Origin of the sequence: Chitinophaga sedimenti (genome assembly GCF_023156195.1) — a bacterium.
Classification (GTDB): Bacteria; Bacteroidota; Bacteroidia; order Chitinophagales; family Chitinophagaceae; genus Chitinophaga; species Chitinophaga sedimenti.
The window spans coordinates 617,101-642,714 of sequence record NZ_JAKUKA010000001.1; the positions used below are offsets into that span (position 1 = coordinate 617,101).

At 51.8% G+C, this 25,614-nt stretch carries 32 protein-coding genes and 1 pseudogene; 30 read left to right on the plus strand and 3 right to left on the minus strand.

The window, feature by feature from the left end; all coding sequences use genetic code 11:
- Window positions 1-38 precede the first annotated feature (38 nt).
- The 4 genes from MKQ70_RS03650 to MKQ70_RS03665 are packed head-to-tail and all read left to right on the plus strand — an operon-like array spanning window position 39 to window position 3,116.
- Window positions 39-839 carry a two-component regulator propeller domain-containing protein gene (locus tag MKQ70_RS03650; protein ID WP_248068146.1) on the plus strand — a complete coding sequence of 267 codons (801 nt, stop codon included), beginning with the start codon at window positions 39-41 and terminating at the stop codon, window positions 837-839.
- Window positions 785-1,654: a ligand-binding sensor domain-containing protein gene (locus MKQ70_RS03655; protein ID WP_248068147.1), complete on the plus strand. Its 870-nt coding sequence runs from the start codon at window positions 785-787 to the stop codon at window positions 1,652-1,654. Before MKQ70_RS03650 ends, MKQ70_RS03655 begins: the two co-directional genes overlap by 55 nt.
- A gap of 41 nt (window positions 1,655-1,695) precedes the next feature.
- Window positions 1,696-2,199 carry a hypothetical protein gene (locus MKQ70_RS03660; protein ID WP_248068150.1) on the plus strand — a complete coding sequence of 168 codons (504 nt, stop codon included), beginning with the start codon at window positions 1,696-1,698 and terminating at the stop codon, window positions 2,197-2,199.
- Window positions 2,187-3,116 carry a sensor histidine kinase gene (locus MKQ70_RS03665; protein ID WP_248068152.1) on the plus strand — a complete coding sequence of 310 codons (930 nt, stop codon included), beginning with the start codon at window positions 2,187-2,189 and terminating at the stop codon, window positions 3,114-3,116. Before MKQ70_RS03660 ends, MKQ70_RS03665 begins: the two co-directional genes overlap by 13 nt.
- Here the strand turns inward: MKQ70_RS03665 and MKQ70_RS03670 are convergent.
- Entirely contained in the window at window positions 3,070-3,702 is a 633-nt protein-coding gene (locus MKQ70_RS03670; RefSeq protein ID WP_248068154.1) for a response regulator, read from the minus strand. The two genes, MKQ70_RS03665 and MKQ70_RS03670, sit on opposite strands and share 47 nt — an antisense overlap.
- 505 nt (window positions 3,703-4,207) lie before the next feature.
- Here MKQ70_RS03670 and MKQ70_RS03675 point away from each other — a divergent pair.
- The 16 genes and pseudogenes from MKQ70_RS03675 to MKQ70_RS03750 form a co-directional block, all read left to right on the plus strand.
- A pseudogene (locus tag MKQ70_RS03675) lies at window positions 4,208-4,705 on the plus strand (RNA polymerase sigma-70 factor); the annotation flags it as partial.
- Between the two features lie 92 nt (window positions 4,706-4,797).
- Window positions 4,798-5,481 carry a FecR domain-containing protein gene (locus MKQ70_RS03680; RefSeq protein ID WP_308198920.1) on the plus strand — a complete coding sequence of 228 codons (684 nt, stop codon included), beginning with the start codon at window positions 4,798-4,800 and terminating at the stop codon, window positions 5,479-5,481.
- Window positions 5,482-5,489: 8 nt separating this feature from the next.
- Entirely contained in the window at window positions 5,490-5,945 is a 456-nt protein-coding gene (locus tag MKQ70_RS37570; protein ID WP_308198921.1) for a FecR family protein, read from the plus strand.
- Window positions 5,946-6,077: 132 nt separating this feature from the next.
- Window positions 6,078-7,214 carry a TonB-dependent receptor plug domain-containing protein gene (locus MKQ70_RS03690; protein WP_248068161.1) on the plus strand — a complete coding sequence of 379 codons (1,137 nt, stop codon included), beginning with the start codon at window positions 6,078-6,080 and terminating at the stop codon, window positions 7,212-7,214.
- Window positions 7,163-7,825, plus strand: a complete 663-nt coding sequence (locus tag MKQ70_RS03695; protein ID WP_248068164.1) for a hypothetical protein — start codon at window positions 7,163-7,165, stop codon at window positions 7,823-7,825. Before MKQ70_RS03690 ends, MKQ70_RS03695 begins: the two co-directional genes overlap by 52 nt.
- Window positions 7,822-9,588, plus strand: coding sequence for a SusC/RagA family TonB-linked outer membrane protein (locus MKQ70_RS03700; protein WP_248068167.1), 1,767 nt, complete (start codon window positions 7,822-7,824; stop codon window positions 9,586-9,588). Before MKQ70_RS03695 ends, MKQ70_RS03700 begins: the two co-directional genes overlap by 4 nt.
- A gap of 8 nt (window positions 9,589-9,596) precedes the next feature.
- On the plus strand, window positions 9,597-10,154 hold the full coding sequence (locus tag MKQ70_RS03705; protein ID WP_282456201.1) for a RagB/SusD family nutrient uptake outer membrane protein: 558 nt from the start codon (window positions 9,597-9,599) through the stop codon (window positions 10,152-10,154).
- On the plus strand, window positions 10,090-11,073 hold the full coding sequence (locus MKQ70_RS37575; RefSeq protein WP_282456202.1) for a RagB/SusD family nutrient uptake outer membrane protein: 984 nt from the start codon (window positions 10,090-10,092) through the stop codon (window positions 11,071-11,073). The genes MKQ70_RS03705 and MKQ70_RS37575 overlap by 65 nt, the downstream gene beginning before the upstream one ends.
- Window positions 11,073-12,221: a TlpA disulfide reductase family protein gene (locus tag MKQ70_RS03715; RefSeq protein WP_248068171.1), complete on the plus strand. Its 1,149-nt coding sequence runs from the start codon at window positions 11,073-11,075 to the stop codon at window positions 12,219-12,221. Before MKQ70_RS37575 ends, MKQ70_RS03715 begins: the two co-directional genes overlap by 1 nt.
- 5 nt (window positions 12,222-12,226) lie before the next feature.
- A complete protein-coding gene (locus tag MKQ70_RS03720; RefSeq protein ID WP_248068173.1) occupies window positions 12,227-12,397 on the plus strand; it encodes a DUF4369 domain-containing protein in 171 nt (56 codons plus the stop codon).
- Entirely contained in the window at window positions 12,394-12,963 is a 570-nt protein-coding gene (locus MKQ70_RS03725; RefSeq protein ID WP_248068208.1) for a hypothetical protein, read from the plus strand. Before MKQ70_RS03720 ends, MKQ70_RS03725 begins: the two co-directional genes overlap by 4 nt.
- The gene (locus MKQ70_RS03730) at window positions 12,960-13,322 is read left to right on the plus strand and encodes a peroxiredoxin family protein (protein ID WP_248081018.1); all 363 of its coding nucleotides are present in this window, start codon (window positions 12,960-12,962) and stop codon (window positions 13,320-13,322) included. The genes MKQ70_RS03725 and MKQ70_RS03730 overlap by 4 nt, the downstream gene beginning before the upstream one ends.
- A gap of 202 nt (window positions 13,323-13,524) precedes the next feature.
- A complete protein-coding gene (locus tag MKQ70_RS03735; protein WP_248068211.1) occupies window positions 13,525-15,060 on the plus strand; it encodes a sensor histidine kinase in 1,536 nt (511 codons plus the stop codon).
- A 10-nt stretch (window positions 15,061-15,070) separates the two neighbouring features.
- Window positions 15,071-15,283, plus strand: a complete 213-nt coding sequence (locus MKQ70_RS03740; RefSeq protein WP_248068214.1) for a response regulator — start codon at window positions 15,071-15,073, stop codon at window positions 15,281-15,283.
- 43 nt (window positions 15,284-15,326) lie between these two features.
- Window positions 15,327-15,476, plus strand: coding sequence for a response regulator (locus tag MKQ70_RS03745; protein WP_248068217.1), 150 nt, complete (start codon window positions 15,327-15,329; stop codon window positions 15,474-15,476).
- A gap of 44 nt (window positions 15,477-15,520) precedes the next feature.
- Entirely contained in the window at window positions 15,521-16,006 is a 486-nt protein-coding gene (locus MKQ70_RS03750) for a hypothetical protein (RefSeq protein WP_248068220.1), read from the plus strand.
- 62 nt (window positions 16,007-16,068) lie between these two features.
- Here MKQ70_RS03750 and MKQ70_RS03755 read toward each other — a convergent pair whose 3' ends face one another.
- Complete coding sequence (locus tag MKQ70_RS03755; RefSeq protein ID WP_248068222.1) at window positions 16,069-16,386, minus strand: DUF6122 family protein; 318 nt, start codon at window positions 16,384-16,386, stop codon at window positions 16,069-16,071.
- A 169-nt stretch (window positions 16,387-16,555) separates the two neighbouring features.
- Between MKQ70_RS03755 and MKQ70_RS37580 the strand changes: the two genes are divergently transcribed.
- From MKQ70_RS37580 to MKQ70_RS03775, 5 genes are all read left to right on the plus strand, one after another.
- Window positions 16,556-16,870, plus strand: a complete 315-nt coding sequence (locus tag MKQ70_RS37580; protein WP_282456203.1) for a histidine phosphatase family protein — start codon at window positions 16,556-16,558, stop codon at window positions 16,868-16,870.
- Window positions 16,804-17,184: a histidine phosphatase family protein gene (locus MKQ70_RS37585; RefSeq protein WP_282456204.1), complete on the plus strand. Its 381-nt coding sequence runs from the start codon at window positions 16,804-16,806 to the stop codon at window positions 17,182-17,184. Before MKQ70_RS37580 ends, MKQ70_RS37585 begins: the two co-directional genes overlap by 67 nt.
- A 229-nt stretch (window positions 17,185-17,413) precedes the next feature.
- Entirely contained in the window at window positions 17,414-17,665 is a 252-nt protein-coding gene (locus MKQ70_RS40950; protein ID WP_248068225.1) for a hypothetical protein, read from the plus strand.
- On the plus strand, window positions 17,629-18,528 hold the full coding sequence (locus MKQ70_RS03770) for a glycoside hydrolase domain-containing protein (RefSeq protein ID WP_248068228.1): 900 nt from the start codon (window positions 17,629-17,631) through the stop codon (window positions 18,526-18,528). Before MKQ70_RS40950 ends, MKQ70_RS03770 begins: the two co-directional genes overlap by 37 nt.
- Window positions 18,468-19,430: a glycoside hydrolase domain-containing protein gene (locus MKQ70_RS03775; RefSeq protein WP_248068231.1), complete on the plus strand. Its 963-nt coding sequence runs from the start codon at window positions 18,468-18,470 to the stop codon at window positions 19,428-19,430. The genes MKQ70_RS03770 and MKQ70_RS03775 overlap by 61 nt, the downstream gene beginning before the upstream one ends.
- A 33-nt stretch (window positions 19,431-19,463) precedes the next feature.
- Here the strand turns inward: MKQ70_RS03775 and MKQ70_RS03780 are convergent, their stop codons facing one another.
- Window positions 19,464-19,964: an HAD family hydrolase gene (locus MKQ70_RS03780; RefSeq protein ID WP_248068234.1), complete on the minus strand. Its 501-nt coding sequence runs from the start codon at window positions 19,962-19,964 to the stop codon at window positions 19,464-19,466.
- A gap of 214 nt (window positions 19,965-20,178) precedes the next feature.
- On the opposite strand from MKQ70_RS03780, the gene MKQ70_RS03785 reads away from it, so the two are divergent.
- The 5 genes from MKQ70_RS03785 to MKQ70_RS03805 all read left to right on the plus strand — a co-directional run bounded on the left by MKQ70_RS03785 (window position 20,179) and on the right by MKQ70_RS03805 (window position 25,554).
- The gene (locus MKQ70_RS03785) at window positions 20,179-20,457 is read left to right on the plus strand and encodes a sigma-70 family RNA polymerase sigma factor (RefSeq protein WP_248068237.1); all 279 of its coding nucleotides are present in this window, start codon (window positions 20,179-20,181) and stop codon (window positions 20,455-20,457) included.
- Entirely contained in the window at window positions 20,423-20,755 is a 333-nt protein-coding gene (locus tag MKQ70_RS37590; protein WP_282456206.1) for a sigma factor-like helix-turn-helix DNA-binding protein, read from the plus strand. Before MKQ70_RS03785 ends, MKQ70_RS37590 begins: the two co-directional genes overlap by 35 nt.
- A gap of 80 nt (window positions 20,756-20,835) precedes the next feature.
- Window positions 20,836-21,825 (plus strand): FecR family protein, encoded by a 990-nt coding sequence (locus tag MKQ70_RS03795; RefSeq protein ID WP_248068243.1) that lies wholly within the window; start codon window positions 20,836-20,838, stop codon window positions 21,823-21,825.
- 173 nt (window positions 21,826-21,998) lie between these two features.
- The gene (locus tag MKQ70_RS03800; RefSeq protein ID WP_248068246.1) at window positions 21,999-22,475 is read left to right on the plus strand and encodes a hypothetical protein; all 477 of its coding nucleotides are present in this window, start codon (window positions 21,999-22,001) and stop codon (window positions 22,473-22,475) included.
- Complete coding sequence (locus tag MKQ70_RS03805) at window positions 22,411-25,554, plus strand: TonB-dependent receptor (RefSeq protein ID WP_248068249.1); 3,144 nt, start codon at window positions 22,411-22,413, stop codon at window positions 25,552-25,554. Before MKQ70_RS03800 ends, MKQ70_RS03805 begins: the two co-directional genes overlap by 65 nt.
- The last annotated feature ends 60 nt before the right edge of the window (window positions 25,555-25,614 follow it).

Genomic DNA, 25,614 nt, shown 5'->3' on the forward strand with positions numbered 1-25,614 from the left:
TTATTTTGCTATATTTGTAGCTATCTGGATGTTACGAGATGAAAATTGTGATACTGACCTGGTGCTGTTTGCTCCTGTGGAGCGCCACTACCGTCTATGCAGCAAGCGGAGCCAAAGATGAAAACCCATACACTGTACGGCATTTCACCGACGAGAATGGACTACCGCAGAATAGCGTAAAATCAATAGCCCCCGACGAGAACGGATTCCTGTGGCTGTTGACCGAAGCGGGTTTTACGCGCTTCGACGGCATGCGTTTTCATAACTACAGCCAGGGCAACGTGGCCCCCATCGAAGGTCGAATGTTCTTCATCGCTTCCGAAAAAGGGGATGCCCGCCTGCACGTACTTACTGCTAAAAATAAGATGTACGCCAGCCGGTTGGGCCGCATGGAAAACATACCCCTGCGCCCCGACCGTTACGGGTATATGCAGTCCGACCTGTTCGAAGATGCCCTGGAAGTGGCCGTCATACCCGATCCCGGGCTCATTTTCGAGAAGAATACGCATTTCATCTTTGCTACTGCCCCCGATGCCTGTTACATCGTGTACAGGGATTCAGTTTTCTTCCGGAAGGATGCGCAGATTAAACATGCCCTTACGATCCCGCAACTGGATGCTACCCGTTTACTGGTACTGGACGGAAGGCTTTGTTACCTGCAACGGGATGGCCGCCTGTTATCGTTGGATGCCGCTACTGAACATCCTTTACAAGTAACCGGCGATCAGCCGGCCCTGAAAGGGAAGCCCACCTTTACTGGAATCCCGCCACAGATCAAACATTTGTGTATAACAACGGCCATTGTTACTGGTGGCAGCTGTCGCCGGGTGGTGTGGTAAAGAGCACACTGGTGGCCGAGGGGTTCAATTTCTCCCTTAACAACATCGTATCCTTATATTACGACCATTGGAACCGCCGCCTCTTTGCCGGCAGCGTGATCAAAGGACTGTTCGTGATCACCCGCCAGCAGTTCCGGACGCTGAAGCATGGCGACCAGGAGGAGTCGTACTACGCGCAGGCGCCTTTTGGCGCAAATGGGGTATTATCCGCAGCCGGACTGCTGTTCGACGACCGCGGTTCGCGTGAAATACCCTTGTTTACGCAGGTACGCACTACCTGGGATAACTATAGCATTATGCGCGCTCCGGACAGCAGCTACTGGCTTAAAAACGGTGGAGGTCTTTTTCATGTCGATAAAACATTAAAGAAAGTACTGTGGAAGCAGCGACTGAAAGAAGATATCACACAACTGTTCATTGACAGTAAAAACCGCATCTGGGCAGGCGGAAAGGAAACAGGATTGTACATGACCGATGCCCTGCACCCCGCGTCGGCACTGCAACTGGTGAGCGAGCAGTTGAAGGACGCCTGTTATCTCGCGGAGGAGTCGCCCGATGTGTTGTGGGTGGGGGCGGTGAGCGGATTAGTGCGTTACCGCATCAGCACAGGTAAGATAGATACGATGGCGGCGCTGAACGGCAAGTACGTCCGCAGTATTTATGTGGCTCGTCCCGGCGAGGTTTGGGTCAGTACCCATAACGATGGTATATTTTTAGTCCAGGGCAGCCGCGTAACCCCGCTGCCGCTGGATAACCGGCAGTACCTCGCCGCAGCGCACTGCATTGTTCCTGATAAGAAAGGCTTTTTTGGGTAACGACGAACAAAGGCTTATTCCAGTTTAACCGGCAGGATGCCTTGCAATATGCCGCCGGCAAACAGGGCGACCTGTATTACATGTACTACGGCCGCGACCAGGGGTTCAATACCAACGAGTTCAACGGCGGCTGCGAACCCTGCGCCGTACAAATGGGCAATGGGCAGGTATCGTTACCTTCTTTGGATGGACTCGTACAATTCGATCCGTTGCAGATACGGCCGGAACTTCCGCGTGGTAAAGTATTCATAGACCGGATCGAAGTAGATAAAAAGCCGGTGCCCCTAGGGGAGCACCTTACCCTGGAACATCATTTTCAACAGCTGAAGTTATACCTGAGTACTCCTTACTTCGGCGACCCCGGCAACCTGCAATTGTATTATGCATTGCGTCCCCACAAGAGTTCCGCGGAATTGTTATGGCTGCCGGTGAACAGTGAGCGGACATTGGATTTTTCTAATCTTTCTTCCGGGGATATGATCTGCATCTGCGTAAGCTGGGTGGGTTCGGTCAGGAAGCTGTGTATGAAAGGATGTACGCGATAAAGGTATTGCCTGCCTGGTACCAGACCACCTGGTTCCGGATAATGGCGGCGCTGGTAGTAAGTATGCTGGTGTTCGCCTTTTTCTGGTGGCGCGTACACCGCGAATTGCTGAAGAATATGCAGCTGGAACGCCGCGTAATAGCGCGTACGCTCGAGTTGCGCGCTAACCTGCAACAGTTGCAACGTTCGGAAGAGCAGTTGCGTAAACAGGGACATGTGCAACAGCGATTGCTGGCCGCCATCTCGCACGATATTAAAACGCCCCTGCAGTTTGTACTGGCCGCACTGGAAAAGAGCGCCAAACGCAGCGCGGAGTTAAAAGGAGAGGAGCGTGAAGCGGTGTACGACAGTCTTTGGCGCATGTCGCAACTGGTGAACAATATGGTCGATTATATGAAGGCGCAGTTATTGCCCGATGCCGTGCCCGTTGTGGCCGACATCGACATGCTGCTGGGCGAGAAAGCCGCTTTCTTTCGTCCCCTGGCTGCTGCTAAAGGAGTGGAACTGATCAACGATATACAATTTCACGAGCCGGTACTCATCAGCCGGCAGTTGCTGGCAGTAGTGCTGCATAACCTGCTCGATAATGCAGTGAAATATACGCGCACGGGGACTATCCATCTTCATATGGAAGAATTGGCCGGCGAAATGCACGTGCATGTAAATGATACCGGAACGGGCATGCCCACGCCACTGGTCAACTGGATCAATAACTACGGAAATGCGGGTTACGAGGCAGAGTTGGAGGCATTTACGCATACCGGCCTCGGTTTGTTGATCGTCATGGAGTTGTTGCAGCACATTGGCGGGCGCATACAGGTACACCGCCGCCCATCCGGTGGTACGGCAATTATGATCGCCATCAGGGTGATCAGGCCTGGAAGTTATGCGGCTTTATCTTCTCCAGCAGTTCTATAATGTTGGTTACGCCCAGTTTGGTGTAGAGCCGCGTTTTGTAAGTGCTCACGGTACTGATGTGGAGATTCAATATTTCCGCGATCTTCGCCACCGGTGTGCCCTTGATCAGCTGGTTCATGATGTCTACCTCGCGGGCAGACAAACTATCGAACGGATTCTGATGGCGATTGTCGCCGGCTTTGTCCAGCAAACGCTGGCGGGTACTGGTGCTCAGGTACTTTTCGTTCCCCAGTATCGTTTCTATCGCCTTTTTTACCTCGCTTTCTTCGGAAGATTTTTGCAGGAAGCCGTCTGCACCGGCCTGGAGGTAGTTAATGGCGTATAACTGTTCTTCGAGGGCGGAGAAGATGAGTATTTTAATTTTCGGCTGCCGCAGGCGGATGGAATCGAGCATCTGGATGCTGTTGCCGCCGGGCAGGTTAATATCGAGTATGAGCAGGTCGATCGGTTCGCGGCCGGCAATGCCGATGGCCTCATCGAACGTGGTCGCCTCACGTATACTCACGTTTGAAAAGGCTTCCGTAATGATTTGTTTCAACCCAAAACGGATAATCGCGTGGTCGTCTGCAAGCAGCATCTTGATCATAGGGGTAATGGTCTTTACTAATGGTTACCGAGGTGCAAAAATAGCCAATTCAACAAGAAACACCTGTCGTATAATTACTACAAGCGAATGCTACTTGTACTACAGTTCGGAATCCTGCCTTACGGTACTTTCGTGCGGCCACTCCTGCAAGTCTCCATAGCTTTTTTGCTGGCAAGCGAAGTAGCGGTCATGTTTCGGTTAACGATCATGACTGCTTACGTTATCCGGCTGAAACAAAGTTGGCAAACTGCCGCGCCAAACGGCATCGCTCTATAGCGACACCGGGCATCCGGCAAAATAGAGACCATGTAATATCGTTCTTTCGGTATTTTTCCTGCACAGGCTTCGCGCCCGTGCAGTTTCTTTTTGTACGGATCCTTTATTATATTTATCCCGGATTCAACCAAAAACAAGACCGAATAAGTGCAGCGCGAATGGCCGAACATCTGATTAACGAACAGGCACTGCTGGGGAAACGGGACGGGGGAACGAGAAAGCGTTCGAGCAAATCGTCCGGTATTATTTCCCGCACCTGCTGCCTTTCGCCGTGAGTATCACCAAAAACCGGGCGGTAGCCGAGGATATTGTCCGGGAGGCCTTTTTGCGCCTCTGGCAGCATCGTCATGAATACGCGCAGCTTTATAACGTGCGCGCCTGGCTGTTTACCGTCACCTCCAATCTCTCGCTTACTTATATTAAAAAGATGGCCCTGGAAGGAAACCTGCTTCGCCAGCTGGCGCCCGATACTTCGTCGCGCGCCACAGAAGCGGAAGAACGCCTGCATTATAAGGAAAGCGGCCTGCTCCTGCACGAGGCCATGTTACGCCTGCCGCCGCAGCAACAGGAAGTATACCGCCTCAGCCGGTACGAAGAACTCTCGATCCCCGAAATAGCCGAACGCCTGCATTTGTCGCCCAATACAGTAAAGAACCACCTGGTGAAGGCGTTGCAGTCGGTACGCGGGTTTATTCGCGGTACAGGGGCCTTTTTTATTCAACTCTGAAAAATATTTTCGATGGGGCTAGTCCTAAATCATTTCCCATTAGTTATATCCTTGTTGCAACCTAATTTTCAAGCATCTATTCCACCATGTTAATGACAAACGAACAGAAAGTTCGGGTGCTCCTCGGCCTGTACTATAAGGGTACCATTGCCGAAGCAGAAGCCGCCGAACTGGCCGAATTGTTAAAGGACGACCGTTACGACGGTGTTGCGCAGGAAACGCTGATGGCATTTTCCACGCAGGTGACGCCTTTGCATAGTGAGGCCATCGCGTTAGACCGCATGGTGGAGCGACTGAAAGACCTGACCGCAGCACCGGTAAAAACGTTGCCGGTATGGAAACGGCCGGTTTTCCGCTGGTCGGCCGCCGCAGCCGTGTTGTTGCTGGCCGCTGCGGGTACTTACCAGCTGTGGCCCCGCACTGCAGCAGTAAAACAGGTGGCGCGCTACCAGCACGAAGTGCAGCCCGGTGGCAACCGTGCCGTGCTTACGCTCGATGACGGCACCGAAGTAAACCTGGACGATGCCGCAAACGGACAACTGGCCGAAGGTATTGCCAAAACAGGGCAGGGACAGGTAGCGTATACGGTGAACAGCAGTATACCCGGTCCCCTGAAATATAACCGGCTCACTACGCCCAAAGGCGGTCAGTTTCAGCTGATATTGCCCGATGGTACCGAAGTGTGGCTGAACGCCAACAGTTCTTTGTATTACGAAACCACGCTCTCTGGCAACGAACGCCGGGTAGAGCTGCGGGGGAAGGCTATTTTAAAGTAGCGCCGCATGTGTCGAGGCCGTTCATCGTGGTCATGGAGAATGGCAAAAAGGTGGAAGTGCTGGGAACGGAGTTCAACACCAGCGCCTATAAAGAGGACGCCGGTGTATCGACAACCCTGGTAAATGGTGCGGTGAAGGTCGATGGGGTGATGTTGCGGCCCGGACAGCAGGCCTTTTCGGGCGAGAACGGGGTAACGGTAAATTCACAGGTGGATGTTGCCGCGAACATTGCCTGGAAGAACGGCCTGTTCGTGTTCAACGATACGAGAATAGATGTGATCATGAAACAACTGGAGCGCTGGTATGATATAGACGTAGTGTATGAAGGATCGGAGAAAGTACACCTGAACGGTACTTTTAGCAGGAATATGCCACTGAGCAAAATCCTCGACATATTTGAATCAACGAAACTTGTACATTTTAAAATAGAAGGCAGAACACTTACCGTAACAGTCACACCCTGATGAACAGCTGCATCAGGTAAAAACTGACCATTATCTAAAGTAGAACAAGTCACATTCCGGCCGATCTGCCGGCGGGAATGATGCGGCAACTATTTCCGTTAAGAATTTTTTAGGACTACCAAAATCAAATGTATGATGATCACTGCCTCGCGCAATGCGCAGGAGGGCGCCTCATGTCTGCCAACCAGGACAAAACGGCGACTCCTGAAAACCGGAATCTTATCTATCCTCCTGATGCTTGTCGGCGCTGCGGCTTTTGCCCAGGACGTTAAAGTAACGTTACAAATGCACGAAGAGCAACTGTCGATCGCCTTTAAAGAAATTGAACGGCAAACCGGCTACACGTTCGTGTATGGCAAAGAACAGCTCAAAAACGCGAAGCCGGTAACGTTAAACCTGATCAAACAGCCCATTGCCGTGGTGCTGAACCTGTTGTTCAGGGGACAACAAGACCTGAGCTTTTACATCAAAGATGAAAAATATGTGGTGGTGTCGCAGAAAAAGCAGCCGGTGGACAACGGAAGAGCCACATTGCCCGCACCGCCCTATGCCGGCCGGGTAACCGATGAGGAAGGCACGCCGCTACCCGGTGTTACCGTGCGCGCCAAATCTGGGCCGTTGGGTTCAAATAGCGCCACGTTAACGAATGAGAAAGGCGAGTATGCCTTTAATGGTGGCGGCGATGTAAGAACACTGTTGTTTTCCTTTATTGGGTTTGAGCCCGCTACGGTAGATGCCCGCGAAGGATTGTACGTCAACATGAAATTAAAACGCCTGGCCTCTAAACTGGAAGAAACCGTTATTACCGGCTACACCGCTAAAAGCGCCAAGGAACTTACCGGCGCCGTGCAGCGGGTAACGGGCGAGCAGTTGCGCAACAGTGTGAGCACGCCCAACGCCCTATCTATGCTGAAGGGTAAAACCACCGGTTTGTACATTACCGAAAACACCGGCGAAGCAGGCGCTAAAGGCCAGGTGATCGAGCGCGGACAGTCTTCCATGGCTACCGCTACCAACAGCTATTATGGTCCTTTGATCGTGGTAGATGGGGTAATTACCAACTACCAGAACCTCCAGGATGCGGTGAATCCTGCCGACGTGGAAGATATCGCGATCTTAAAAGATGCTTCGTCTACCGCGATCTACGGATCCCGCGCGGCACAGGGTGTTATCGTGATCACCACCCGCCGGGGAAGCTGGGTAAAACCGGTGTGGATGTGCGTATGCAATACGGCGCCATGCAACCGGTGCGCGACATTCGTTTTATGAATACAACGGAGCTGATTTCCTTTATGGATAAACAGATGCAGCGGTACTGGGAGCAAACACCTTCGATACAGGCACAGTTCCCGAATGTGGCCGACTTCATCCAGCAGCGCCGCGTGTACAGCGATGCTGATAAAGCAAATAATTTCAACTGGGAAGATGCGATTTACAGCAACGGTAATTTCCGTAACACAGAGCTCAGCATCAACAGCGGAACGGAGAAAACAAAGTTTTACGGCAGCGTGGCCTGGTATAAAGAAAACGGCGCCCTGTACGATAATAGCTTCGACCGTAAAAGCATCCGCCTGAATATCGACCAGCAGGTGAGCAAACAGTTTGCGGTAGCGTTTAATGTAAGCTCTATCCTGGATAAAACCATCAAACGTAACGGTATTCCCGAACTGTACATGATACAACCGTTCCAGAGCCCGTATAAAGCCGATGGTACGTATGCAGACAGCATACCGGTGAAGCAGTCGAGCAACTACGGCCCGATGTTTACTACCTGGACGCAGAACTTCCTGGCGGAGAAAGGGTACGATAATACGGCGCTGACCAATGTGCAGAACCACCTGGGTTCGGTACGGCTGAAGTATGACATCTTCCCTGGTTGAGTGTACAAAGCGCCAACTCGGTGAACTATATGAACACCCGCTTTAACTCCTACCTCGATCCGCGTTCCTACTCCGGTAAATATGGCGGTTATCCGTACCTGTTCACCGCTGCCAGCCTGATTATCCCGAACGGGACGCTTACCATCAGGGATACCCGTTATACCGATTATCTTACTTCGAACACCATCAGCTTCCGCAAATACTTCGGCAAACATTCGGTAACGGCATTAGCCGGACAGGAGTGGGGCAAGCGCACGACGGAGACGACCACTGCCGACATGTACAACCTGCTGCCCGGCGAACGTAATGCCGGCGCCGCCAAAGGATATGGCAGCGCGGTATACCTCGCGTATTACACCCCAGCTACCGCACCGACGCCACCGGCAGGCACCTACCAGGAAAGGGCGACGTTCTCGGTGTTCGGTCAGGCCGATTACAACTACGACCAGCGATACTACGCCGCCGCTTCTGTACGTACGGATGCGACCACCAACTTCGGCCGTTCCAAACGGTATGGTACGTTTTACTCCTTAAGCGGTGGCTGGCTGCTTTCCCGCGAAGGCTTCCTCGACGGCATCGACGCGATCAACAACCTGAAACTGCGCGCGGTTTACGGTACTTCCGGCCGCGACCTCGGTGACGGATACCTGAATACTACTTTCTACACCGATGGTCCGCGTTACGGCGCTGTGGGCAACGTAGGTTCTTCTATTTCTCAGCTCGCCAACCCGGACATCTCCTGGGAAACCATGTACAGCTCCAATGTTGGGGTAGACGTGGGCCTGTGGAACCGCCTTGATGCAACGATCGATCTGTATCATAAAAGAAGCAGCGGTTTGTTGCAGAACGTTACCCTCACTTCCGCACAAGGCTCCCTGAGCCAGTACCAGAACGTGGGCGAGATCGTGAACAAAGGCCTGGAAATTATGCTGAACGGGCATGCGGTAAAAAGCAAAGACTTTAACTGGATGATCAATTTCAATATCAGCTTTAATAAAAATGAACTGACCTCCCTGTACCAGGATTCGCTGCGCGACAGTTATTCCGGCACTTACTACCGTAAACTGGGGGAAGATATCAACGTGATTAAAGCGATTGAATTTGTGGGCATCAACCCGGATAATGGTAATATGATTCACCGCAACTACGACGCGAGCGGTAAGGCTGTGGACGTGGAAGGCATCGGCGCCACCACCAACCTCGCCAACTGGCGCCCGGTAGGTTCTGCCACACCGAAGTTCTTCGGCGGTTTCACGAATACCTTTAAGTACCGCCAGTTTACCCTCAGCGCCGAATGGTGGTTCCAGTATGGCAATTATGTAATGATGTCGCTGGTGAACAACTTCCAGTCGCCGACCGCACCGCGCCTGGGCCGTAACAACGTAGTGTTTGGCGATAACCAGCATGTATGGCAGGCGCCTGGTGATACCGGGGCAAACTACCCGGACGTGTTCAGTACCAGCCCGAACGCCTGGAGTGCATTGACCTACCGCTCTTCCCGCCTGTGGGGCGATGCGAGCCATATGCGTTTACGCAACGTGCGCCTGAATTATGACCTGCCCCGCAAGCTGGTACAGCAATGGCGCCTGCAGCACTGCTCCGCTTATGTGAGCGGCGACAACCTGGCCGTGTTGAAGCGCAAGGATTTTGTAGGCGCGGATCCTGAAGGTGCGACCCTGAGTACCAGCACAGCATATGCGGGTGTAGGTACCGGTTTCGCGAATCCGCGCCGTTTTGTGGCAGGTATTAACGTAGGCTTCTAATCAGAAAAATGTATCGGCATGAAAAAAGTAAACTTTATATATCCGCACTGTTACTGGGAGCATTGGGCTTTTCGTCCTGTAATAAAGAACTGGACAAACTGCGCCCGCACAACGTAACGTTCGAAGACCAGCAGTTCTCCTCACCCGCTGGATTTACTAAAGCGATTTGGGGCGCATACGCTTCTGTGGCCAGTTCGGCAGTGGCATCTTCCTTTAACTATAATGACATCCTGCTTTTCCTGGGAGAAGCGCATGGTAACAACATCAGGGCGCTGGATGCGGGTGTGAATAAAAATACGAACGCCTTTAACTACCTCAATTCGGCAGAAAAGGATTTGTCGTACACCTACGAATACTGGCGTGGCAGTTATGCGGCCTGCCTGTTGCTCAATAAAATCCTGGCCAATGTAAAGTCGGATGAAACCAATGCGGAGATATTACAGGCAAAAGGAGAAGCCTTGTTCCTGCGTGCGTATGTATATTTCAACATGACCCGCATTTATGGCAAACCTTATTACCGAGGATGCGGCGAACAGCCCGTCCGTGATGCTGGTGACCACCGATAACAACGGTACGGCCTTTGCCCCGGCGCGGTCTACCGTAAAGCAGGTGTACGAGCAAATTATCTCCGATCTGCAAACGGCGTTGCCGCTGCTGAAAGCGCAGAAGACGAACAGCTTTGCTTCGCGTTATGCCACTTTTGCGATGCTCTCCCGCGTGTACCTTTATATGGGCGGCACGTTCAGCGCACCGGATGTGGAAGCGAACAAGAAAGCGCGCGAGTATGCCGATTCGGTGATCCTCCATGGCGGTTACAACCTGTTGCAGGGTGCGGCTTATACGTCGTACTACAGCACGGATGCGCCGGGTAATAAGGAGGATATTTTTGCCATCAACACACAATATGCAAATGGTTTGATCAGTAACCTGTACGCCATGCCTTCGCAGATTAACTACAGTGGCGGGTTGTATCGTCCTTCGCCAGACCTGCTATCGCTGTACAGGGATACCGATTTAAGGAAGAAGTTTTTTGTGAAGAACGTCACACCGGGTAACCCGAACGATACCCTGGCCAGTGTGAAATACATGCTGGGGTACGTATCGCTGTACAGTACTTCGCCCAACCGCTACCTGCGACTGGCGGAAGTGGTACTGAACCGCGCGGAAGCTGCGGTAAAGGCGGGTGATAACGGCGCGGCACTCATCGATCTGAATACGATTCGTTCGAGAGCAGGTATTGGTGATACCTCCAACATTACCGGCCAGCCGCTGTTTAACGAAATTCTGAAGCAACGCCGTATGGAGCTGGCATTCGAAGGGCATGCGAGTTACGATTACTTCCGTAACGGTTTGCCGATGGTGCGCAACTATACGTCCGGCAGTTCCGGCGCCATGACGGTGGCGGCTACCGATCCTAAAATATTAATGCGCGTTCCGGCGGATGAGATCACCGGTAACCGTAACCTTTCTCAAAACGAACAATAATGAAAAACTCCATCGTTTTAGCTATTGCTTTGCTGGCCGGCGCTTCGGCGCTGGCGCAAAAGCCTTTTACGCTCAAGGGCACGTATCATGGCCCGGCTGCCAATTACTTCTATCTGCACTACACCGGCGCGGATGGCAAGTATATAAAAGACAGTTCTACTGTATTGAACGGCAGGTTCGCTTTTAAAGGAAGTCTCAGCGGCATTACCGGTGCCACGTTACAGGGCGTTACAAAGTCGCGCGGCATGGACGATCCTAATTCTACTTTCATCTTTCTTGAACCCGGCAATATGACCATCGATGTTACCGCCGATAAGTTCAAGGACCAAATAATGACCGGGTCCGTTACACAAAAAGAGATGGATGCGCTGAACAAACAGAAGGCCGGTTTAAAGGCCCAATGGGCGCCATTTTTCAAGTCGCTGGACTCCGTGAACAAGATTGATAACTTCCAGTTCCAGGAGATGAAAGGCGGCCTGAAGCCGTATTACGCCGAAATGGAGAAATACGATTTCGGGTATATCGACAAACATCCCGGTACCTACCTGAGCGCTTACCTGCTGCGTGGGTATACACATGACATGTCTACCGAAAGAATGCAGAAGTATTACAGCCAGTTAAGCCCCGAATTGCAGGCGGGTATTGGTAAGGCGATGAAGGACGAGCTGGACCGCCGTAAAATAGGCGTGCCGGGCACAGTGGCGCATGCATTTGCTACCACCGACATCAATGGCGCTCCCTTAAAACTGGCCGATTATAAAGGCAAATATGTACTGGTTGACTTCTGGGCCAGCTGGTGTTTGCCCTGCCGCAAAGGCAATCCGCACCTGAAAAAACTGTATGCCGAGTACAAGGATAAAGGCTTTGAGATCATTGGCGTATCCGATGACGATGGCAAACCGGACGCCTGGCGCAAAGCGGTGGCAGACGATGGTATTGGTATGTGGAAACACGTGCTGCGGGGAATGGACCGGGAAAAGCTGATGGCGGGCGTCTTTAATCCGGCTGATATTTCGAAACAGTATGGCATTGCTACGCTGCCCACGAAAGTGCTGATCGACAGAGATGGTAACATCATTGGCCGTTACAGCGGGGGAGAAGAAGATGATGCGAAAATGGACGAACAATTAAAATCTATTTTTAAATAATGATTATGAAGTACTTATTGATGCCCGCCGCCCTGTTATGCAGCGTGGCCACCTACGCGCAAACCGCCACGCTCGATGCGAAGTTTCCCGGTTTACCCGATGGTTCCAAAGTATTCATTCAACACATCAATGGTGGCCACGGCGTCGATTCCGCCGAGGTGAAAGGGGGGCGGTGAAAATCAGTTCCAGCGTAGACGCCGGGGATGTTTGGTTCCTGAGCGCTAAAAATGGCGCTGAACGCCTGGGAAGCCTTATGTTCTATATGGAACCCGGTACCCTAAAAGTATCGGCGAAAGGGACGAAGCTGGAAACCCCGGTGTATAGCGGTCCGGCTTACGCGGCAGATTTAAACAGCCTGAACGCCGTACAAAAACAGCCGCTGTTTAAAAAGCTGGAGGCGTTGTACAAAGAGCAAAACGACACGTACCAGAAAGATACCGCGCGCTTTAACGCCGCCCGCAAAGCCGTGGCCGACCTGGACGGCGATCGCACCGCCGTGTATGAGAAATGGATCGCGGCGCATACGGCTTCGCCGGTGAGTGCTTATGTACTTTCCATGCAGCTGCGTTACGAGGATATGAACCAGCTGGAGGCCAGTCTTAAATCGTTGAAGCCTGCCGCCAAAAACAACCTGGTCGCGAAGAAACTGCAGCATACCGTGGATGCATCGCGTGCCACGGCAATAGGTAAAATAGCGCCGAGTTTACGCAGAACGACACCCTCGGTAAACCGGTTGCCCTGAAAGACTTTCGTGGCAAATACGTGCTGATCGACTTCTGGGCCAGCTGGTGCGTTCCCTGCCGTAAGGAGAACCCTGCCGTAGTAAAGGCTTTCGATGCTTTTAAAGACAAAAACTTTACGATCCTGAGCGTGTCGCTCGACAGGCAGGGGGATAAAGACAAGTGGATCAAGGCGATTCATGACGATGGGCTTACCTGGACGCACGTTTCTGACCTTGGCTGGTGGGATAATGCGGTGTCGCGCCAGTACGATATCCGGTCTATTCCCTCGAACCTGCTGCTTGGGCCGGACGGGGTGATCATCGCGAAGAACCTGCGTGGCGAAGCACTGGAAGCGAAGCTGGCAGAAGTAATTAAGTAGTATTCTGAACGATATAGGAGCCGCAGCCGGAAATGGTTGCGGCTTTTTTATTGTTAATGATATGTTAAACCAATCTGAGGCGAGGTGATGTATGGCGGGCTGGACGGTTTTTTGTGGGATATTTTTGACCATATGCACCCGAAATTACAAGCGCTCGTAAGTAAACACGGAAGGAGCGGCTCCGTCGCCGGAGCTCGCCGCATTGTTTGCGGACATCAGTGAAGAATGGCATCGCAAGACCAAACTGGCTGATGAGGCACGGCACCTGAAAACCATGCAGGCGGTGGCCAAGGCGGGCAGCTGGGAGGTACAGCTGGCCGGCGATTACAAAACCAATACCAATTACTGGTCAGACGAGCTGAAGCGGATTATGGGCGTGGAAGATGCCGACGTGCCCCTTACATACGGCACTTACCTGGGTTTCATGCCGCCGGAAGACCAGGCACGCTACGAGGCGGTGGTGGTGCAGGCGCTCACTAATATTTCGCGGTTCGATATCGAGTTCAGGATAGTTAACCATAAAGGTGTACATAAAGTGATCCGCGATATCGGGGAGATAATTACCGACCCGGACACAGGCGTACCGGTAAAGGCCGTAGGCATCGCTTTTGACATTACCGATGTAAGGCATACCGAAACAGCCTTATCGGCAGCGAACAGCCAACTGCACCTGCTGATGGAGAATATGGAAGAAGTATTCTTTTCGGTAGACAGGCTGCACCCAAAAATACTGCTCATGTCGCCCGGCAGCAAAAGATTGTATGGGTACGATACCGAAGCGTTCCTGCTGGATGTTAACCTCTGGATGAACCTTATTTTGGAAGAAGACCGCGCCCGGGTGTATGCCAGTGAGGTGCAGCTGGCGAAGGGTGAGCACGTGACCAACGAATACCGCATCCGCCATGCCAATGGTACTATCCGCTGGGTGGAAGCGCGCATTACCCCAACGCTTGACGCGCAGGGACGACTGGTCCGTATCGACGGCCTCACGTCGGACATCACCCAAAGAAAAGAGGCGGAGCTCGCACTGATCGTTACCAATGAACAACTGAGCAAAAGCAACGATGAACTCGATCGTTTTGTATACAGCGTATCCCATGACCTGCGCGCACCCCTGGCTTCCATATCGGGGCTGATCGGCTACCTGGCCTCCGAACATACCGATCCCGAACTACTTGGTGACCTGCAACTCATGAAAAACAGTATCGACAAGCTCGATGTGTTTATTCTCGATATCCTCGACTACTCCCGCAATGCGCGCCTGGAGCTGCAACCCGGGGAAATAGATTTCGCGGAACTGCTGGAGGAAGTGAAGAACAACCTCAAGTTCATCAGCAGCGATAAGGGGGCGGTAGACATTCGTATCAACGTAAAACTGACGGAGCCCTTTGTGTCGGACAAACGCCGCATTTACGTGGTGCTCAGCAATCTCTTATCCAATGCTATCCGCTATTACAATCCGCAGGCAGCACAGCCGTTCGCGGAAATGTCCGTATTCCCGGTAATTGGCGGTGTAATGCTCACGGTCGAAGATAATGGCATTGGTATTGATCCTATATACCAGGAGAAAGTATTCCACATGTTTTACCGGGTATCTGATAAGTCTGCCGGTTCGGGTATGGGTCTCTATCTCGTACAGGAGACCATCCACAAGCTGAAGGGCACTATTCAACTAACATCCACGCCTGGCGAAGGTTCCAGGTTCGATATATTTTTACCCGATCTCAGCACGCCTTAAATTGTTGCTAATGGAAACGTTCGAATTCAATAAAGTGCTGGTGGTAGACGATGCGGATATTGACCGCATCCTGGCGCAGCGCATCCTCAGGAAAAACGCATTCGCGGAAGACGTAGTAACAGTAGACTCGGCCACCACAGCCCTCGGTTACCTGCATGATAACAGCCGTGACCTCGAGAAGCTACCGGACCTTATTTTCTGGACATCAACATGCCGCGCATGAATGGCTTCGAGTTCTGGACGAGTACGACAAGCTGCCGGAAAACGTGAAGCGGAAGTGCATTATCGTCATGCTGTCGTCGTCGCTGCACCCTGAGGACCGGGAGCGGGCGCTGAACAGTCCGTACGTATGCCAGTTTCTGAATAAACCGTTAACGCCGGAGAAGTTGGATGAGGTGAGGAATGAGTTTAAATAATCGGGAAAAAAGTGCTATGTTTCCTCTCTAAACCAGAAAGGACTATGATCTCCCGGATTATTATATTAATGCTGCTCACGGTGCCCGCCATGGCCCAGAACACCGCTAACCGCCTGAACTTCAAAAGTGGCCAGTCGCAGATGATCGCCGTCTACAACGGTACCGTATTCGTTAACGGCCAGCGCGCTTACCAGTTCCCGGCCGATAACATCGTATACAAAAGCAAACGCAATAAACTGGTGGAAGATAAGAAGGAAGTGTTCCTGTTCGTGGAAACCACCGGCGAAGCAGGTAAAAAGAACCGGCTGCAGGTGTTCAATATCGTGTTCTCCCGCGCCGACTCGGTGACCAACGTAATCGCTTCTGATATCAAGGATATTGACAATGACGGGTACGGAGTTCGGTGGCAGCGAACTGGCTACTCCGCATCCTTCACCGGATTCGCTGTACTACCTGCCCTCCACCTATTACGAGGTGAAAAAAGGCCATATCGCCTTCGATGCCGAGTACACCCAGCTGATCGACAATAAAGTAAACGGTCAGTACCTGGTGGGGCCGCTCGACGCCAATGGTAAATGCTGTGTGGCAATACCTAAAAAGAAGAAGAAATAAAGAGGCAGTCGATTCCGTCTGTCACCATATGTAATAAAAGGCCGATGCCCGCCAGGCGGGTATTCGGCCCTATTAATAAAAGGGCGTACCCGGCAATGGCCACGTAACTATGCAGCGGATGAAACCCGATGCTGCAACGGCAGGGATCAAATACCGGGTTGGCCAGCAGGTGGTCGAGGTCTACCAGCATGGTCAGCAGCAGGATAATATAGGCACGGAGCCATCGCGGACGGTAAAACCCCCACGCAATAACCAGCGGAAAGCCGAAGTGCAGAAAGTAATGAATAAACTGTTGCATGCCTTTAGGACGGCCGCAAAGATAGTTTTAAATCCCAATACCCAACCATCCTAAACCGTTCGATCGTCTATATAGCTACGCTCGCTCTACATTCTCTTAACCTTATGATAATGAGTGCAATACACTTAAAGCGTCTTAAATACCCCTCCTTTTTCGTAAATTTGCGGTAATGGAAAAGGAGCTATACATTATCAGACACGGAGAAACAGATTTTAACAGGCAGGGTATCGTACAGGGCCGTGGTGTTAACTCAGACCTCAACGCGATGGGCGTGGCCCAGGCGGAGGCTTTCTATGAACACTACAAACACATTCCTTTCGATAAGGTCTATACTTCTTCCCTTAAACGCACACACCAGACGGTAAAGAAATTCTGGACAACAAACTGCCCTGGCAGCAGCTCGACGGGCTCGATGAGTTGTCTTTCGGGGTATGGGAAGGCGCCTCCAACAAAGGCGAGTGGCAAAGTGCTTATGCAGATGTAAATGCGTGCTGGCTGGCCGGCGACTGCGACCGTGCTTTCGAGAACGGGGAAAGTCCCAACCAGGCGGCGGCCCGCTTAAAAGCAGCAATGGATACCATCGTATCCGCCCCTGATGAAAAAACGGTGCTCGTGTGTATGCACGGCCGCGCCATGCTCATCCTGCTGTGCCTGTTGTACGACACGCCGATCAGCAATATGACCAACTATGCCCATCAGAACACCGGGCTTTATCATGTGAAATACAGCGATGGTAAATTTGAAGTGCTCACCGTGAACTGCGGTGCGCACCTCGAAGCACTGTTGTTGGAAAAGTAATACGGAGCGGGGCTGCTCAGCCCCGTTTTTCCTATCTTGAGATAGATGGACAATTTTCCCGGGATGATGATGTACCAGTGCCGGCTCACGCGGCCCGGGTACAGCCATTCATAAAAATTAAACATATTATCATTTCCTGCTGATGGATTCCTTTGTATTTTGGGCGCTTTATCGAACGAAAGACTAGTAAGCATGATCAGATTGAAAGGTACGGCACTATGGCTCCCCGGTGCTGGCATTACCCGCCCGGGCGCAGGAAAAACAGCACACGCCGCAGGTAAACGTATTCCTGGGTTCCTCCGGCGACCATGGGCAACTCTCGCCCGCTGCGGCTTATCCCTTCAGCATGATGAGCATCGTGCCGCAAACTTATCCCGCCATCCATACCGGTTACGAATACACGGCCAAGCAGTTCCGGGATTTGCCCATACGGTTTTTGAAGGGGTGGGTTGCCGTGGCAGCGGGGCCAATATCCTCGTAAAGCCTTTCCTGGGAACTAAAGATACCAGCAAGCTGGTGAAGGCAGCCCAATACGGCGCGCCTGGCGTGTACAGCGTAGCGTTTACCAATGGCATCAGTGCGGAGTTTACGGTATTGGAAAAATCCGGCCTGCATCATTACCGTTTCCCGGCCGGGCCCAAAGGCTTTACCATCGACTTTTCCCATACGCTGGCGAACGACTTTGTAGCCGAGCAGCATACTCCGCGCGCCAATGGTGTAAATGGCTGGGTAGAAGCGAAAACTACCTGTAACGCCGGTAAGTACAAACTGTACTACAGCCTGGAATTCAGTGTGCCCGTTACGTTTAGCAACAATGGCGAACATATGGTTACCGCCGTTTCGGCCAATGGGGCCAACGATGTTAGCATCCGTGTGGCACTCTCGTCCGTAAGTGAAGCGGCCGCACAACAGGCACTCACCACACAGCCGTTTAACAGCCTGCGCCAGCGCGCCAACGACAGCTGGGAGCAAATGCTCTCCCGCATACAGGTGCAGGGCGATAAGGAACGCGAAGCGCTGTTTTATTCCCTGCTGTACCGCACCTTGCAATCGCCTTATGATATCTCCGAACCGGACGGGCAATACCGCGCTACCGACGGCAGCCTGCAGAAGGCCACCGGCAAACGTTACAACGGCTGGGCTATATGGGACAACTACCGCACGCAACTGCCGCTGTTGTCGCTGATGTACCCCGATAAGTACGGCGACATTACCGCCTCCATTGCGGAAATGTACCTGCGTGGTAAAAGGATTACGCTACGCAAACGGAGCCTTCGAATACCGTGCGCACCGAACATGCTATGGTCGTATTGCTCGATGCGATGCGTAAAGGGTATAAGGTAGATGTGGCCGCCATTCGTGCACAGCTGATCAAAGAAGCCGACGGCCTCGATTTCGGTACGCCGGACAAAGCCCTCGAAGCCAGCTACGATACCTGGGCGCTGGCGGAGATACTCGACATCGCCGGCGATAAAGACCTTGCGGTAAAGTACATGAACAAAGCACTGAACTACAAAAATATCTGGAACAAAGACTTCCGCGATATCACTAAACATGATGTGGACCGTATGCAGGCCCGTGGCCTGTACCAGGGCACCATCTGGCAGTACCGCTGGTTTGTTCCGTTCGATGTAAAAGGCCTGATCGCGTTGACCGGTGGTGAAGAGCAGTTTATCCAACAGCTCGATCATTTCTTCGACAAAGACCTTTATAATCACGCCAACGAGCCCGACCTGCAGGCCCCGCTGATGTACAATGCCACCAGCCAGCCCTGGAAGTCGCAGCGGCTGATGCACGCGTATGCAGTGGACACGGTGATACAGTATTACTTCAACGATAACAGCCGCGGCATCGATCCGTTCGTGGACCGTATCTATAAAAACATTCCGCAGAGTTACATCCGCACGATGGATGATGATGCTGGCGCCATGTCTGCATGGTTTGTATTTACCGCCTGCGGTATTCATCCCGCAGCGGTGGGCATGCCGGTGTATTACCTGAACGTACCGTTGTTCCCGTCCGTTAAACTGAGCTGGCCGGGCAAGCAACCGTTGCAGATCACCACGCAAAACTTCAGCGATAAAAATGTATATATCGCAAAGGTGGAGTTGAATGGTAAAGTACTAAAGAGGAATTACCTCACACATGAAGAGATCATGAAAGGAGGGAAGCTCGTGATTACCGCATCCGCGGTGCCTGTGAAGGAACAGGCGACGGAAAGATGGGTGAGTGAAGTGAAACCTTAACGAAAAAGGCGGCCTGTGAGATGGCCGCCTTTTTTATTCCAATAAATTACCGATCCCACTAAAATCCGCCACACTCACCGCCCCATCCGGCACTTCCACCACCTGCGTTCTGTCATACAACACCGCGCGCATCCCCAACTCCAGTGCCGCTTTTATTTCGGACCCGGGGTCATCACCAATCACCATCACCGCAGCAGGAGGGTAGCTGTATTTCTCGGACAGATAAGCGAACGAGGTTTTCTTGGTGGCGTTTGATAAAGTGGCATCTACGATCACGATCTCGCGGAAGTCGCCTGCAATACCCAGCTTTGATATTTTACTTTGCTGCATGCCGGTGAAGCCGGCGGTCACAAGGAATTTATCTACCGGTAAATCGCGCACATGTGCATAGTCGGGAAAGTAGGAGAGTGGATCGGTATACCGTAACGTTTGCAGTAACTGAACGGCCTGCGCTGTTACCGCCGCGGAGATGCCGCAAAGTTGCGCCACCACTGCAAATGGCTTGCGTACCATCCAGTGCTGTATCTCATGCATGGGCGCTTCGTGTTCGCCACTTTTTCAATGAGGTCGAATACCGGTGCAAACAATTGCGGGCCAATGGCGGCGGTATCAAATATGGTATTGTCTAAATCCAGTATAATCGCTTTGGCTGTCATACCCGGTATTTTTCACAAAGAAAAGTTAATATTCCCTTAATACGAAAGGCTGATTTTTGCCCTTATGTTTGCATAGGGAAAATGTGGACACTATGCGATCACCCGTACCGGAACAGTCAGATGTAAACTTGTTGAATGCATGCAGAGAAGGCAACACGAAAGCCTTTGATGTGTTGTTTGACCGTTATTCCGGCAAGTTGTACCACTACGCCTTTAAGTATATCAAAAACGAAGCCCTTGCAGAGGAAGCCATGATGGACCTCATGTTCTGGCTATGGGATAAACGCCATTCGGTGCCCGTTGATGTGGAACTCGCGCCGTATTTGTTCCCGCGCCATGAAGCACGCTGTTATCAAAGTATTAACACGTAAGCAGCAAAATATAGTTCCTCTTGATTTTGCGAACGATCCTTACACAGAGGATGCCGATAGTCGCATTCGCCACAATGAATTACACGAGGTTTATCACGAGAAATTAAATGCATTGAGTCAGCAACGACAAAAGGTATTTAAGCTCAGTAGGCACGATAATCTGTCGCATGCCGAAATAGCCAGGGAGCTGGATTTGTCGCTGTTTACGGTGAAGAATCATATCAAGGCGTCGCTGTCTTATTTTCGCGATGAGCTGAAGGATATTACCACGCTTTTATGCCTGTTTTTCTTTCTCTGAAAAATATTTTCATTTCGATTAGCCCTCTCTCTTTTTTTATGGCCTTTATATAATAGGTAGTCAATACTTACCTGTATAACATGGCAAATTCTGTTACCAAAGCATTATTGAAAAAGTATCTGGATAATCGATGCACGCCGGAAGAGTCGACGCTTGTAGCCGAATATCTGCAACAACCCGGCAGCGATGCGGTACTCAATGCTGTACTCGCCGAAAGGTTATCGGCGGATATGGAAGAGAGTATGCAGGCGGTAGATGACGCGGAGCAAAAGGCTTCCTGGTCTGCCGCGATGCGTGCCCGTATGGGTCGCACGATTGTACGACCAATGCGTGTGTGGCGTTACGCTGCCGTGGGCGCCGCTATATTAGCCGGTGTGGGTGCATTCACCCTATTGCGTTTAGGTAAACCTGCCACTACGCAAACGGTAGCCCTGCTGCATAAAGATAATCCACAGGGACAGCGTGCCGTGATCCGCCTGAATGACGGGTCGGTGATTCACCTCGGCGCTGCCAGCCGCCTAGCGTATCCGGAGGCTTTTACCGGCGATAAGCGCGAGATCACACTGACAGGCGAAGCATTCTTCGAAGTGGCGGAGGATAGCAAACATCCGTTCGTCGTGCACACAGGTAACATTGCCACTACCGTTTTAGGAACGTCTTTCAAAATAAGCGCCTTCGGCGGTGAACCGTTATCGGTAGCCGTGGCCAGCGGTAAAGTTCGGGTAGATTATGAAACCGGCGCCGATGTGCGCGAACTGGCCATACTCACGCCGGGTTTGCAGGTCACCTGGAACAGCGGTAAGGCTTTACTGGCCAATGTGCCGGTAGCCGATGTGGAGGGATGGCAGAAAGGCAGGCTGGTATTTAATAATCAGTCCCTGCAGGAAGTGGCGGCCGATCTCGAACGCTGGTATAATGTAAAGATCCGTTTCCAGTCGGCCGGTAAAGCGGAGGAGAAGATGACGGTGACATTGTTCGGCAGCGCTCCGCTGAAAACAACTTTAGAGACGCTGGCTGCGGGTAGCGGGTTTCAGTATGTTATCAATGGCCGCGAAGTGTTGATTCAATAACCTATAAATCGCCGTAATGAATTATCGCTACTATTAAAAACAAAACGTTCCCGCTTGCAGGCAGGAACGCTCAGAATGTATGCTGGCCGCTGAAAATTTTCTCAGGATCGACAGTGGCCCGCCAAGTTAACAGATTTCCGGCCGAGCCGGAATAACCATCAACAATCAAAAGTATGGAAAAAGGATTAAAAAATGATCCTTTCGGATTTTTCGTGGAACCTGTGCCCGGGCGCTTTGGGGCTGTGCCAAAGCACGGCGGCGCCAACAAGCATTTACACTTAATTTATTTCCTGATGAAATGCTCGTTTATCTTCCTGGTGGCCCAGCTTACGTTCGTAAGTATGCTGTTGGCCAGCCATGTAAAGAGCCAGGACTTATCGGCCCGTATCCCTTTACACCTGGAGAAATCCAGTGTAAGAGAAAGCCTGTTGCGCATTGAACAGCAGAGTGGTGTGCGTTTTGTACTTCCGGAAGCCCTGCTGGCCGCCGAAGGTAAAAAGGTAACCCTGCACGACGAAAGCATCATGGTGAAAGATGCCCTGAGCGATGTGTTCAACGGCACCCAGCTTGAGTATCGTTTGCTCAATGGCCGTAGTGGTAAACCGCAAACCCGTACCCATCCGGTTCAGCGGTCGCATTATCGACGGTAAAACAAAAGAACCGCTGTTCGGTGTGTCTGTCCGTATTAAAGGCGGCAAAGGCGGCGCAGCCTCCGATGCCAATGGTAATTTTATCCTCGATATTCCCGAAGAAGGCGCCACGCTGATCTTCTCTTTAATGGGATATGAGCATAAGGAGATAAAAGTAACGAAAGCCACTTCCGGCATCACCATCCAATTGAGCGCGAGCAGCCGCCAGCTGGGAGAAGTAACGGTACAGGCCCGCCGCAAAACGAATACGGAAATCACCGTACTACAGGAGCGTAAAGCATCTGCTATTGTACAGGATGCCATCTCCGCACAACAGATCGAAAGAACCGCCTCTATCACCACTACACAGGCGTTGCAGCGTGTAAGCGGGGTAACGGTAACCGACGAAAAGTATGTAGCCATCCGCGGTCTGGGCGACCGTTCGGTAATCGGCCAGCTGAACGGTGTACGTCTCGCTTCTTCCGATCCCGACCGCAGCGCCATTCCTTTGGACCTGGTACCTGCATCCCTCCTCGATAACATCACCATCTTTAAAACCGTTACACCCGATAAACCTGCAGATGCCGCGGCCGGTATCGTAGAACTGAAAACAAAATCAGTTCCCGATAAAGCCACATTTGAGATTATCGCGCAAACCGGTTTCAACTCTAACATCGGTATGGGAGGAAAGGTGAACAGTTTTTATAACAGCGACCTCGGTTTCTTTGGTGATAAGGTGAAAGATAAAAACCTCACCAGCGAGTTCCTGGCTCTCTCTAAACAATACCCTGGCGGCCTTATTCAGATCCAGCAGATGATCAACAACAGCAATGGTGATCCGGCCATGCGCCAGGAAGCGCAGCGCATCAATAATATCATGCACTCTTTTGATCCGGTAATGAGTACCAGCTACAAACGTGCTCCGCTAAACCAGCTGTATTCCATGACTTTCGGCAACAGCTATAAAGTATGGAAAGACAAAATGCTGGGTGTGATCCTCGGCGCCAACTACTACAACCGCACCACGGACGTTTATGGTGGCGACCTTACCCAATACAGCGTGTACCAGGGTGTCATCACCGGTAACCCGCAGGTGTATAGTCCGCGATTTATCCCTAACTATATTACGCCGAACAACCTCTATATGGGTAAACACCAGACCTATAAAGAAAACACAGGCAGCCAAACGCTGAACTATGGCACGCTTGCCGGCCTTACGTTCCGCTTTAACCCACGCCACGAGATCAGCGTGCAGTACCTGGGTAGCTGGGGCAGTGAAGCGCAGGCGGTGAACATGTACGGAGCCTACCAGTACACCGGTCTGCCCGGCCCCGTTTACAACACCATTTACTCCCTGAAACAAACGCGCCGTAACCTGAATACGTTTAACCTGCAGGGTGAGCATAAGTTCACTGCCGGCGACTATTCTCCGCGACTGAGCTACAACGTGGCATCTTCCACGTCTAAGCAAAACGACCCGGACTTCCGCTTTATCACCATGACGGACTATCGTCCGCGCGGTGGCGGGCATTATTTCCGTCCGAGTGTTACCGCGGGTAATGGTACCGGCGACTCCGTGTACACCAATCACCTGTATGCGCTGAACTCCGGTTACGTAAACGGTTACGGTACTTACGGCATCATCCAGGCAGAGCCGAACGGTCGCCGTTGGCGCCAGCTGGACGAAACTAACTATAACTACAAGGCGGATATCGCATTCCCTTTCCGTTTGTTGGGACAGAAACAGGAGTTTAAAACAGGGGTGAACTACCTGAACCGCGACCGTACTTTCCGCGAGAACTTCTTCTTCCTGCCAGGTTCTAACTATGCTACCAACAAATCACTCACCCTGTACGAAGTGAATGGTAACGTAGACAGGCTTGTAAGCCCCGAAATCGTGGGTATCCGTATGGCCAATGGCAGCACCGGCGAAGGCGCTGATGCAATCGGCGGTTTCCTGTACAACAGCCAGAAGTCACCGAATAACTATAACGGCTTCTTCGAAACCAATGCCTTTTATGGCATGCTCGACCTCCATGTGCTGGAGAACGTGCGCCTGGCCGGTGGTGTGCGTTTCGAGAAAACGAATATCCAGTCTGCGGTAGATACTTCCAACATCTTCCTGGACCCCGCTTTGACCGCGAAAGATGCGAACGGCAACACTATTCCGGTAGTGCTCATCAACCCTAATACGGTATACAAAACAGGATACAAGCCTTACTACGCGTTGAACTTCACGTATACGTACCGTAAGGATATGAACTTCCGTCTGGCTTACAACACCACCCTGGCGCGTCCGGAATTGCGTGAATTAACCAATGTTTTCGAGTTCGACGCCTTCCAGATGGGCCTTGTAGTAGGTAACCCGAACCTGGTGAACCAGCATACGGAGAATGCTGATTTTCGCTGGGAATGGTTTCCGAACCCCGGTGAAGTAATTTCTGCTTCTGCGTTCGGTAAACGCATCAATAATCAGCTGGTAAAAGTATTTAGTTTGAAGACGGAAGGTCTGGCCGCTAAATACCCCGAGTATCCCACCATCCAGTTCCAGAACGATCCTAACACAGGTACCGTGTGGGGTGCTGAGCTGGAAGTCGTAAAGGACCTCGGCAGTATGATACCGGTGTTGAAGAACTTTTTCATCGGTACCAACCTGATGCTGGCGCAGAGTAACATCAAAAAATCAGCTGCGCGTTACAGCGCCAATAAATCACTCGACCGCCACACGCCTAAAAACAGTCCGCTGTTTGAACAGGCGCCGTACTCTCTCAATGGCTGGTTAAACTATAAGAACAGCACATCAGGCACTGACCTTACCGTTACATTCAACATCGTAGGCGAGCGCCTGGTCCAGATTAACCTCACCGGTGAACCCGATCTGTATACCCGTCCGGTGCCGATGCTGGATTTCGTGTTCTCACAACAACTGGGCAAACGCCTGCTGTTTAAGGGCTATGCGAAGAATATCCTGAACCCGGCAATCGAAACGGTATATGCGAATCCCGGTACCGGTGGTTTGTGGTATGGCAACCGGTATGTGAACCGCAGCTTTAAACGCGGTGCGGAAATCATGGCCGGCTTTACTTACAGGCTGTTATAATATCCATTTTAAAAAGAGAAGATATGCATTATAAACATTTTGCCGCGGGCCTGCTGTTGT